This is a genomic window from Wenyingzhuangia gracilariae (assembly GCF_056387575.1).
The window spans coordinates 3045296-3057106 of sequence record NZ_CM150748.1 but is presented as its reverse complement, the minus strand read 5'-3'; the positions used below and the strand labels follow the sequence as shown (position 1 = coordinate 3057106).

Below are 11811 nucleotides of genomic sequence, written 5' to 3'. Positions count from 1 at the left end.
CTTATGAAAAAGATATATCAAACCACCAACGCTCCAGCACCTGTAGGGCCCTATAATCAAGCGGTTTCTGTAAACGGAATCTTATATATTTCCGGACAAATTGCTATAAATCCAAAAAACGGAGAACTAGTAACTCATAACATTATTGATGAAACTCATCAAGTAATGAAAAACATTCATGCCATTTTATTAGAAGCTGGTGCTACCTTTGAGCATGTAATAAAGGCTTCTATTTTTATTACCAATATGGATGATTTTACAGAAATAAACAATGTGTACGCAACCTACTTTAACAATCAAACAGCACCTGCTAGGGAATGTGTACAAGTTGCCAAGTTGCCTAAAAACGTGAATATAGAAATTTCTATTATTGCTCACTTATAAACCTAAAAAATGATCCGAAAACTTTTTCGTTTTTTATTAAAGCTTGGTATTCTAGGAATTGTTTTATTAGGTCTTTTTATAGGCTTAGTATACATAGGTGGGTTTGGTCCCATTGCAAATAAAAAAGAACTAACAGAAATAAAACAAGCACAAGCAAGTGTTGTTTATAGCAATGATCAAAAAATAATAGGAAAGTTCTTTTTAACAAACAGAACCAACATATCGTACAGCCAACTTCCTAAACATTTAATTAATGCCTTAATTGCTACGGAAGATAGTAGGTTTTATCAGCACAAAGGAATAGACAAAATAGCAATGCTTAGAGTTATTGTAAAAACAATATTGCTAGGCAACCACTCTTCTGGTGGAGGAAGTACACTCTCTCAACAACTGGCTAAAAATTTATTTAAGAGAAAGAATTTTTCCATTCTTTCCATGCCAGTTAACAAAACCAAAGAAGCTATTCTAGCAAATAGACTAGAAAATATTTACTCTAAAAACGAAATTTTAGCACTGTATTTTAACACCGTACCTTTTGGTGAAAATGTATATGGAATAGAGTCTGCAGCACAGCGTTACTTTTCTGTATCTACCAATAAACTAACTTTAGAACAATCGGCAATATTGGTGGGTATGCTTAAAGCAAACTCTTACTACAACCCTAATAAGCACCCAGAGAATGCCTTGCGAAGAAGAAATGTAGTATTACACCAAATGCTAAAAGAAGGATACATTTCTAAAGAAGAATACAATATTTCTAGTAGAAAAGATATTCAAACAGAATATAAAAATATAGTCAACCAAAATCCAAATGGTTATTTTTTACACCAAGTAAAAAACAACGCTTCAAAAATTCTAGAACAACACTTAAAACCAGATGGTAGCACTTGGAATGTTGAAAAAGATGGATTGATTATAGAAACTACTTTGCATGCTGAATTACAAGAAAATGCTTTAAATGCCAGAAAAGAACACTTAACAAAGTTGCAAAAATCTATGGATTCTTATTGGAATATTTTAAAACATAAAAAAGAAATTCAACAATTAATTCTTTCCGAGTGGGAGCAAACCAAAGAATATAAAAAATTAAAAATTAAGGGCTTGTCTAACCAAGAACTAAAATTACGTTCCAAAGAAAAAAGAAAAACTGTTGTTTTTGATTGGGAAACTAAAACACACATGTACTCGCCTATAGACTCAATTAGCCACTATCTTAAAATGATTAATGCTGCCATTTATGGAGTAAACACCCAAACAGGTGCTATTCAAATATATGTAGGAGGTAACAATTACGAGTACTTACCTTATAATTTAATTACAAGTGAACATCAATCTGCCTCTACCTTTAAACCTATTGTATATGCTGCAGCTTTAGAAAACGGAAAAAAACCTTGCGACTGGATTAACAATGAAGAGGTTACTTATACAGATTATGACAATTGGAAACCACAAAACTACGATTTAACTAACGGAGGATACTACAGCATGGTAGGTGCATTGGCCAAAAGTGTTAATATTCCAACTGTTACTACCTATTTTGATGTTGGACATCAAAAAGTACAAGAAACAGCAAAAGCCTTAGGATTAACCAAAGATTTAAACCCAAACCCATCAACAGCTTTGGGTACCACTACGTTTTCTTTACAAAACATGGTTCATGCATACATTCCTTTTGCTACAAGAACACACAATATAGAACCCTATTACATTGATAAAATTAAAGATCCACAAGGAAATATTATCTATGAACACAAACCAAGCAAACTACCAAAGGAACCTGTTTTAAGCACAGAGACCTTAGAAACCATGCAATACTTGTTAAAAGGTGTGGTAGATAAAGGAACTGCCATTAGACTAAAAACAAGCTACTCTACAAAAGGCGATTGGGCAGGTAAAACGGGGACATCACAAGCTTATAGTGATTCTTGGTTTATAGGTTTTAACTCCAATATTGCTATTGGTGCATGGGTAGGCTGTAAATATCCTAGTATACATTTACCCTCTAGAATTGGAGGCGGTTCTGTAGCTGCACTACCTATTGTAGGAAAAATAACTGGCACAACCTATACAGACCATAAACTAAACAAAAAATTAGCTGCTGGATTTCCTAAATTTAGTGATGATGTTGTAAAAAATTGCGATTGTGAATTTTATAGAGAAGAAAACACTATTGAAAAATTCTTTGATTTCTTTGATAAAAAAGAAAGTACCAAAAAGAAAAAAGGAAACTTTTTTACACGTTTGTTTGGAAGAAAAAAAAGTAAAGACACCATTGAATAATAAAAAAGCCTTTATTATTATAAAGGCTTTTTTTGTTTTATACTGATTTTATTAATAAAGTAGCTGTAGCTGGATTTGTTGCCAAAGGAACATTGTATACATCACACAAACGCATTAACATAAAAATATCTGGTTCATGCGGATGTTTTTCTAACGGATCTCTAAAGAAAATAACCATTCCTGTTTTACCTTCAGCAACTCTTGCAGCAATTTGCGCATCTCCTCCTAAAGGTCCAGATAAATATTTATGAACACCTAAACCTGCAGCTTCCACTTTAGAACCTGTAGTTCCTGTTGATATTAGGCTTATACCTTTAGCTTGTAATAAATCTTTGTGTTCCATTAAAAACTGAACCATATCAGCTTTTTTACCATCATGTGCTATAATTGCTATTTCCATATATTCTTTAAATATTATACAAGTTTAAATATAACTTATTTTTAGAATATGACATTTATGTATCTTCATAAAAAACAAAAAGCATCCTTTTAAAAGGATGCTTTTTTATTTAATATTGATTTACAATTACTTTACAGTAGAAGTATATTCAATTAAGTCAATTACTTTGTTAGAGTATCCAGCTTCGTTATCGTACCAAGAAACAACTTTTACAAAGTTATCTGTTAAAGCAATACCTGCTTTAGCATCAAATACAGAAGTTCTTACATCTCCTACGAAATCTTGAGATACTACCATATCTTCAGTATATCCTAAAACTCCAGCTAAAGCCCCTTCAGACTCTTCTTTCATTTTAGCACAAATTTCTTCGTAAGTAGCAGGCTTGTCTAATTTTACAGTTAAATCAACCACAGAAACATCCATAGTAGGAACACGGAATGCCATACCTGTTAATTTTCCATTTAATTCAGGAATTACTTTTCCTACTGCTTTTGCAGCTCCTGTAGAAGAAGGAATGATGTTGTGAATTGCAGCACGTCCACCTCTCCAGTCTTTTGCAGATGGTCCATCAACTGTTTTTTGAGTTGCAGTAGTTGCGTGTACAGTTGTCATTAATCCTTCTGTAATTCCCCAGTTATCGTTTAATACTTTAGCGATAGGAGATAAACAGTTTGTAGTACATGATGCGTTAGACATAAATTGCATATCTGCAGTGTACTCAGTGTGGTTTACTCCCATTACAAACATTGGAGTATCATCTTTAGATGGAGCAGACATTACAACTCTCTTAGCTCCAGCTTCAATATGTCCTTTAGCAGCTTCTTTTGTTAAAAAGAATCCTGTAGATTCTATTACATATTCAGCACCAATATCAGACCATTTTAAATCTGCTGGGTTACGCTCAGCAGTTACTCTAATTTCGTTTCCATCAACAACTAACTTTCCGTCTACAACTTCAATTGTCCCGTCATACTCACCGTGTACAGAGTCATATTTTAACATGTAAGCTAAATAGTCAACGTCTAATAAATCGTTGATACCTACAACTTGTACATTCTCTCTTTTAGCAGCAGCTCTAAAAGCCAATCTACCTATTCTTCCAAATCCGTTAATTCCGATTTTTACCATGATAATTAATTATAATGTTTATTAATTTATTTACTTATTTGTGTGTTCTTTGTCTAGATGCTTAAAATATCAGCAACTCTTAATAGGTTTTTGTTAATGTCGTGGTGAAGCTTTACTGCTTTTTCTAAATCTGTAGCAGTAATTTCATTGTTATTAATTCCAACCATTAAGTTTGATTTTCCTTCAATTAACAAATCTACGGCTTTTACTCCTAAACGTCCCGCTAAAACTCTATCAAAACAAGATGGAGAACCTCCTCTTTGCATGTGTCCTAATACAGATACACGTACATCGTATTCTGGCATGTTCTTTTCTACATAGTCTTTTAGTTCAAAAACTCCTTTTCCAGTTTTATCTCCTTCTGCAACCACAACAATACTTGATGTTTTTCCAGATTTTTTACTTGTTTCTAAAGATTCTACCAATCTTTCAATTCCTAAATTTTCTTCTGGAATTAATATTTCTTCGGCACCGGCTCCAATTCCTGCATTTAATGCTATAAATCCAGCATCTCTTCCCATTACTTCTACAAAAAATAAACGGTTGTGTGATGAGGCTGTATCTCTAATTTTATCAATTGCATCTACTACCGTATTTAGAGCAGTGTCATAACCTAATGTAAATTGTGTACCATAAATATCATTATCAATAGTACCAGGTATTCCTATTACAGGAACTCCGTGTTCTTTGTTAAAAATCATTCCTCCTGTAAAAGAACCATCTCCTCCAATTACCACTAATGCATCTAATCCGTTTGCTTTAAAATTTTCGTATGCTTTAGCTCTTCCTTCTGGTGTTCTAAATTCCTTAGAACGTGCAGATTGTAAAAAAGTTCCTCCTCTACTGATTGTATTACGAACACTTCTAGAGTCTAAAGGAATTAATTCATTTTCAATCAATCCTTGGTAACCTCTCATGATTCCCATACATTCAATATTATTGTATATACAAGCTCTAACAACAGCTCTTACCGCAGCATTCATTCCTGGAGAATCTCCTCCAGAAGTCATTACGGCTATTTTAGTTACTTTAGTATTCATGTTCTAATTTTATAATGTATAAAAGTAATAATATTTAACGCCTAAAATCTTAGTTGTAATTTTAAATACGAAAACGATATCGAGTATTTCTAAGTTTATTAGCTCTAAAAAACACTTGCTTGTTTTGTATTTTTTACCCTCTTAGTTCTTTGTTTTTTAACTCCAAAGTTCTTTTGGGTAAACTCCTTTTTCTTTTAATTCTTTTATTGCTTTTGTAACCACTGGTTTGTCTTCTGCATAGGTAACTCCGTACCATTTTGCATTAGATTTTAGTACTTTAACAACTCCTTTTTTAGATTGAATAACGTTATTTACTACTGTAGGTATAAAAAACTCACTTTTTAATTCTGCAGATCTTTCCTTCATAAAAGAAACAAAATCTTTTTCCAAAGCTTCTAAAAACATGGGTGTAAAGCCCCAAAAGTTCATAGAAACAGTTGTATCGTTTTCCATTTCTACCAAACTTCCATTTTCATCTTTTCTATAAATTTTGTCTTCTATTTTTTCTATATGAGTTCTTTCTACCACATCGGTTAGTTCTTGATTGCTATTTACATAACATTGCCCTCTAGATACGTATCCGTTTTCTGATATGGTTTTATCTAAATTAAAACCAACCATACACATATTATGAGAATTTTTATCTAATGTTTCCAATTCTCCTATAATGGTTTGAAAAGCTTCTCTACTGTAAAAATCATCGCCATTAATAACAATAAAATTGTCTTTTACAACTCCTTTGGTCACCAATAATGCATGTCCGGTTCCCCATGGTTTTTTTCTTTCTGGGTGAATTGGGTAACCTGATGGTACTTTATCTAACTCTTGACACACATATTCTATTTGAATTTTTCCTTCTAATTTTTGATCAAATTTAGATTTAAATTGTTCTATAAATTCTTCTCTTACAATAAAAACTACTTTTTTAAATCCGGCTTGAATAGCATCATACAAAGAAAAATCAATTATTGTATCTCCTTCTTCAGACATTGTGTCCATTTGCTTTAAACCTCCGTAACGGCTTCCCATTCCTGCTGCTAAAACTACCAGTGTATATGTGCTCATTTTATTTTTTTATTTTAATGTTTGTAAAAATAGTTTTTTATCTGATTCTGTAAAATTTGCTTTTATTAATTAATCATCAATTAATTCTATTTCGTCTTCTTTTTTGGCTTTTTCTTTGGATTTGACTCCTATTTTTTGAAGCATTTCTTTTAGGTTGTTAAAATCTATTTGATAATTTAAACCAAGACCTTGTGTATACCCCTGTTCCTCTTCAGAATATTGTATTTCGTTTTGCCTGTTAAACACTGAAGATCTTAAACTTCCTGCTTTGTTTAGCAAAAATTCAATTTTAACTTCTCCTACAACTGTAGATTGTGTTTTTGTACCTACAGGAACTCCTAATTTTCCGTTGATTAAAATTCTATCGTTAATTTCTGTTTCTACTCCTATATCTATTTGGTTGTCTATAGCTAAATCTTCTACTTCGGAAGTTTCTCCAGATGTATATCCAAAGTTAAACTGTAGTTTATCTCCATCGTTATTAAAAATATCTGTAACTGCGTTTGATATTAATTCTGAGGTTGTATTAGACAGTACTGCACTGGTATTGTTTAGTCTGTTTTCATCAAAAAAGGATTTAGAAACCAATAAAGAGAAAAACTGTCTCATTTTTGAGTTTTCATCTATGTTTAATTTAAAATCTAACTCCGATGCCACCGTTGAACTTGCATTGGGAATTTCAATCATAAATTCTTGCTTAGAGTCAAACAATTCTCCAGTTACTTGAGTAACCAAGTCTATTTCAATTTTTCTGTTTACCGCAAGATTTTCTAACAACACCTTGGGGTTTGCTTTTACACTGTGTATGGCTTCTATATTTAATTCGGCTTTGTAAGGATCTCCGTTCCAAGAAACGGTTCCTCCTTTTTTAACAATAAAAGGTTTGTTTACAATTCCACCATATTTAAAGTTATAAAGACCTTCATCTACTACTAAATCTCCATACATTTTTAAATTAAAGTATTTGTCTATATCTATTAACAACCTACCGTCTGCTCTTCCTTGCAAAGAGCTACCTGAGGTCTGGTCTATTACGACTTCTCCCAACGCATCTTTTGTAATGTCTAAATTTAAGACAACGCTTACTCCTCCTAAATTTTCTGGTAGAGAGTAAGTATCATCTTCATTCGTAAGATTTGTTTTTTGTTCTTTAAAGTAAATAAACCTATTGTTTTCTACTTGTTTTACATCGCTAATGGGCAATACAAACTTGGTGTTTGGCAATGTTTTTCCGGTAACATTAATGGCTAAATTAGACGTCAATCCTTTTATGGTCGCAAAACCATCCATAAAAGCAGTTCCAAAATATCTAGAATTTTCGTGTTGTTGTGTATTCATTACTAGCAGATTGTTGGTATCTACTCTTAAATCTAACGTCCAATTGTTGTATTTATCGTAATCTATTTTTCCTTTTAAAACTCCTTTGGTTTTAAACAAACTATCTTCTAGATCTATTTTATCAAACACAAAACTTTTCCCTTTTAAGTCTATTCTTGTATGGTCTGTAAAATTGTAATTGGTATTTAAATAGGGAAATTTTAATCCGGCATTAGAAAGTTCTATATAACCATATGTATTAAAATCGTTTAATTGCCCTGTTAAATTAAAATTTCCTTTAGCTTTTCCTCTAATAGCAGACAATACATTTCTACCTAATGGACTTAAGGAGTTTAATTTTAGATTGTTTAAAACAACATTTAAAGATATGTTAGAATCTAAAAAATTGGTTTCGTTCACAATAATTTCTCCCGTAGCATCAATATTCTGAGTGTTGTTGTTAGAAATATTAAAATTTACATTGTAACCTAATTTGTTTCCACTTGGTTTAATGCTGGTTTTCATTGCTCCATAATCAACTCCGTTAATTTTTAGTTTTTTTACAATCAAATTTCCATCAGGCTTTAGCAAAGTGTTTTTTTCCCTAAAAAATACTTCTCCACTTGCTATACCTCCTATTTTTAAACTATCTATAGTTGGAAATATTTCTCCTAAATGAATGTTTTTTAATGCTAGTCTTAAGTTTTTAGATTTTCCTTTTTTTATACTTCCATCAAAATCAAACTCTTGATCTTTGTTTCCGAAAGAAATTCCATAGAAATACCAATCTCCTGTTTTGTAGTTGTAATATATTTTGTTTTGCTTTTTTTCTTTGTTAATCCACGTGGATTTTAAATACTTAAAATATACATTTTCTATTCCTAACGTTAAAGCATCGTTTTCTGTTGTTAGGTTAAAAACAGCTCTGTTGTCTATTTTATCTGTATTAAAATTAGATCTTACAAAAAGGGTATCGTTTATTTTTTTTCCTAATAAAGACAAGTCATCGTACACTTGTTTTTTAAACTTAAATTTTTTGGCCGATATGTTTGAATTGATCCATTGATTAGAATTGTCTAAGAAAATTCTTAAACTATCTACCTGAAAATCTTGTGATGAAAATGATGGTGCTGTGGCATAAATCAATCCTTTATCTCCTTCAGCATCTAATACTCCAGATATTTTAACGTTTTGATTTAAAACAACTTTATTGGTAATAGATTTTAGAAACTCTGGGTAAACCTCTACTCCAAAATTTAAGGTTTGATTTTTAACATTTGTTCTTGTTTTTTTACCTGGAATAAATTTGTACAATGCATTTTCTACCAACTTTTCAAAATCAGAAAACTCAAAAGCACCTTCTACATTTAAGGAAAGTAATTTTTTTGAATCTAAATTGATGAGTTTATTTAAACCTTTTGATGAAAAATCTAAATCGATAGCGCTTAAGTTTAAAGAATCCGAAGCTGTTTCTATATGCAGATCATCTATCAATCCTTTTGCTACAATACTATCGTTGTTTTGTAGAATACTTAACGCTCCTGTGGCTGTTACATTTTTTTGATACGACACATTTTTAGGAAACAATTTGGACAATTTGGCTTTGGTTACTTTAAAATCTAAATCGTACTTTTTTTGACCTTTTGCTTGTTGTATATAATCTACATTTGCTTGGAAAGTTAGTAAAGAATCTAATGTTTTAAATTGTGCACTTATATCGTTGTTATTTATTTTTAAAAACAAGTTAGAATGGGTTAAATTTAGTTCTTTGTACCCTATTTTTTTTAAATACAAATTGGTATTAAGCGCTACTTTATTTTTAGATACATTTCCTGCCAAAACACCGTTTAAGGTTACATTTTTTAATCCTTTTAGGTGTTTGTTTTTAAACACAACTCCGTGAATAATTTTTACATCTATTTTTTTTGTGTCTTTGTTCAACTCATCTATCAATCCGTTTACCTGTAGGTTTCCTAAATTACTGGCTAAACCACCCGTTAACACTAATTTTTCTCTAGACACAAACGCATCTCCATTAAAGTTTAACTGTTCTAATCCATAAAATTTTTGAGGCAATTCTTTATGATATTGACTAGGAACCGTATGTGTTAAAGAGGCTGGAACTATTTCTATAGCTGCATCTTTTGCTCTAAACCAAAAATTGTTTCTGTTTTGTATGCTGTTGTTCAATTCAAAATCTCCTATTAAATAAGTTTGATGATCTTTTGATATAATTTTTGTTTGCTCTAAATCCAAACGATTTAAAGTACCCGATAATTTTGTGGTAACCTCAAATAACTGTCCTTGAGCATAATATGGATATATTTTGTGTATATCTTTTAAACTAAGTATACTTTCATCAATTTTGGCTTGTAGTTTTACTTTGTTTACAAAATCGGCCATTTGTCCAGGTTCGTATGTAAAATCTGCGTTTAATTTTAAATTAGAATTGGCCGTTTTTATATGAGTGTTTTTAAAACTCATTTTAGAAAGTGAGTAACTAAAATCTGTTTTTAGCTTTTCATACGTAATGCCATAAACATCTATCAGGTTTAAAGAATCTGCATGTACTTGCACTTTAGGTCCCTCAAGATCTAATTTATTTATAACTCCAGAAATATTATGAAAGTCTACAATTGTTTGTGCATCGTTCCTCCTTACATATCTTAAATTGTTAGAAACAATGTTTTTAAACAACAATTCTATAGGTGTTTTACTTTTTTTAGAAGTTTTAAACTTTGAGGAAAAAACGGTTAAGCTACTAATAGAATCTCCTTTGTATAAATAATCATCTACCCAAGCGTTTTTAACGTTTACGTTTTTAAAAGAAATTGTTTTGTTTTTAATTTTATGAAAATCTACCAAACTCCCTTGCAAATGCTCTACATAAATTAAAGTATCTTGATAATGATCTTCTATTAAAACATTTTTAATGTTAAAAGAGCCAAAAGGATTAATTTTAATTTCTTCTAACTGAAAAGAAACATCGTATTTTTTGTTTAAATAATCAAAAACATAGTTTACAATAAGAGTTTGTGTTTTACCAAATTGCAGTGCAAAAACTAGCAATAACAAGAGAACTGTTATTCCTATTAAAAACCGAGCGAGTATTTTTATTATTGTTTTTATAAACCCTAAATTTGTGCCACTAAAATAGTTAATTAAACTCTAAATATGCTTGATAAAACATACATCTTAGCTATAGAATCTTCTTGCGATGATACTAGTGCTTCTGTAATTTGTAACGAACAAATTCTATCTAATATTGTAGCCAATCAAGATATTCATTCTAAATACGGTGGTGTGGTTCCTGAATTAGCTTCAAGAGCACACCAACAAAATATTGTTCCTGTGGTAGATGCTGCTTTGAAAAAAGCAAATATCACAAAAAAAAATCTATCTGCTATTGCTTTTACTCAAGGTCCAGGTTTAATGGGATCTTTATTAGTAGGAACTTCATTTGCTAAATCTATGGCTCTTGCGCTAGGTATTCCTTTATTGGCTATTAATCATATGCAGGCTCATATTCTTGCTCATTTTATTGATGATGCCAACGATAAAAAACCAACATTTCCTTTTTTGTGTTTAACCATTAGTGGAGGACATACTCAAATTGTAAAAGTGAATGATTATTTTGAAATGGAAATTTTAGGTGAAACTATTGACGATGCTGTAGGAGAAGCTTATGACAAAACTGCAAAAATTCTAGGATTACCTTACCCTGGTGGTCCTTTAATAGATAAGTATGCACAGTCTGGAACTCCTGTATATAAGTTTAGCAAACCCAAAGTAAAAGATCATCACTTTAGTTTTAGTGGTTTAAAAACCGGAATTTTATATTTTATACAAAAACAAGTAAAAGAAAACTCTAATTTTATTGAAGAGAATTTAAATGACATTTGTGCGAGCGTTCAAAACACCATTGCTGAAATTTTAATGGATAAAATAAAGAAAGCCGTTAAAGAAACTGGTATTAAACAAGTAGCTATTGCCGGAGGTGTTTCTGCCAACTCTGAAATTAGAAAACGACTACTTACCGCACAAACCAACTTAGGATGGTCTTGCTACATTCCTAAATTTGAATACACTACAGATAATGCAGCTATGATTGCAATTACTGCTTATCAAAAATACAAACTTGGATTGTACAATAACCAAAGTGTTACTGCAAACCCAAGATTAAAAGTAAATTCGTAA

Annotated in this window: 8 protein-coding genes; 3 read left to right on the top strand and 5 right to left on the bottom strand. The window is 31.1% G+C overall.

From position 1 onward, the window contains the following. Window positions 1-3: 3 nt before the first annotated feature. Both ACY2IJ_RS13420 and ACY2IJ_RS13415 read left to right on the top strand, forming a co-directional pair. On the top strand, window positions 4-384 hold the full coding sequence (locus ACY2IJ_RS13420; protein WP_476724828.1) for a RidA family protein: 381 nt from the start codon (window positions 4-6) through the stop codon (window positions 382-384). 9 nt (window positions 385-393) lie between these two features. Continuing rightward, a complete protein-coding gene (locus tag ACY2IJ_RS13415; protein ID WP_476724827.1) occupies window positions 394-2664 on the top strand; it encodes a transglycosylase domain-containing protein in 2271 nt (756 codons plus the stop codon). A gap of 37 nt (window positions 2665-2701) precedes the next feature. On the opposite strand, the gene ACY2IJ_RS13410 is transcribed toward ACY2IJ_RS13415, so the two are convergent. The 5 genes from ACY2IJ_RS13410 to ACY2IJ_RS13390 all read right to left on the bottom strand — a co-directional run bounded on the left by ACY2IJ_RS13410 (window position 2702) and on the right by ACY2IJ_RS13390 (window position 10683). After that, window positions 2702-3064, bottom strand: a complete 363-nt coding sequence (locus tag ACY2IJ_RS13410) for a methylglyoxal synthase (protein ID WP_476724826.1) — start codon at window positions 3062-3064, stop codon at window positions 2702-2704. A 126-nt stretch (window positions 3065-3190) separates the two neighbouring features. Then, window positions 3191-4192, bottom strand: a complete 1002-nt coding sequence (gap, locus tag ACY2IJ_RS13405) for a type I glyceraldehyde-3-phosphate dehydrogenase (protein ID WP_476724825.1) — start codon at window positions 4190-4192, stop codon at window positions 3191-3193. Window positions 4193-4245: 53 nt separating this feature from the next. Beyond that, complete coding sequence (gene pfkA / locus ACY2IJ_RS13400) at window positions 4246-5232, bottom strand: 6-phosphofructokinase (protein ID WP_476724824.1); 987 nt, start codon at window positions 5230-5232, stop codon at window positions 4246-4248. Window positions 5233-5388: 156 nt separating this feature from the next. Continuing rightward, complete coding sequence (locus ACY2IJ_RS13395) at window positions 5389-6297, bottom strand: sugar phosphate nucleotidyltransferase (RefSeq protein ID WP_476724823.1); 909 nt, start codon at window positions 6295-6297, stop codon at window positions 5389-5391. Window positions 6298-6366: 69 nt separating this feature from the next. Then, window positions 6367-10683 (bottom strand): translocation/assembly module TamB domain-containing protein, encoded by a 4317-nt coding sequence (locus ACY2IJ_RS13390; RefSeq protein ID WP_476724822.1) that lies wholly within the window; start codon window positions 10681-10683, stop codon window positions 6367-6369. A gap of 105 nt (window positions 10684-10788) precedes the next feature. On the opposite strand from ACY2IJ_RS13390, the gene tsaD reads away from it, so the two are divergent. Continuing rightward, complete coding sequence (tsaD, locus tag ACY2IJ_RS13385; protein ID WP_476724821.1) at window positions 10789-11811, top strand: tRNA (adenosine(37)-N6)-threonylcarbamoyltransferase complex transferase subunit TsaD; 1023 nt, start codon at window positions 10789-10791, stop codon at window positions 11809-11811.

Coding starts and splice junctions, on each gene's coding strand:
- pfkA (WP_476724824.1), bottom strand. CDS start 5,232: ATGAATACTAAAGTAACTAAAATAGCCGTAATGACTTCTGGAGGAGAT.
- gap (WP_476724825.1), bottom strand. CDS start 4,192: ATGGTAAAAATCGGAATTAACGGATTTGGAAGAATAGGTAGATTGGCT.
- ACY2IJ_RS13410 (WP_476724826.1), bottom strand. CDS start 3,064: ATGGAAATAGCAATTATAGCACATGATGGTAAAAAAGCTGATATGGTT.
- ACY2IJ_RS13395 (WP_476724823.1), bottom strand. CDS start 6,297: ATGAGCACATATACACTGGTAGTTTTAGCAGCAGGAATGGGAAGCCGT.
- tsaD (WP_476724821.1), top strand. CDS start 10,789: ATGCTTGATAAAACATACATCTTAGCTATAGAATCTTCTTGCGATGAT.
- ACY2IJ_RS13420 (WP_476724828.1), top strand. CDS start 4: ATGAAAAAGATATATCAAACCACCAACGCTCCAGCACCTGTAGGGCCC.
- ACY2IJ_RS13415 (WP_476724827.1), top strand. CDS start 394: ATGATCCGAAAACTTTTTCGTTTTTTATTAAAGCTTGGTATTCTAGGA.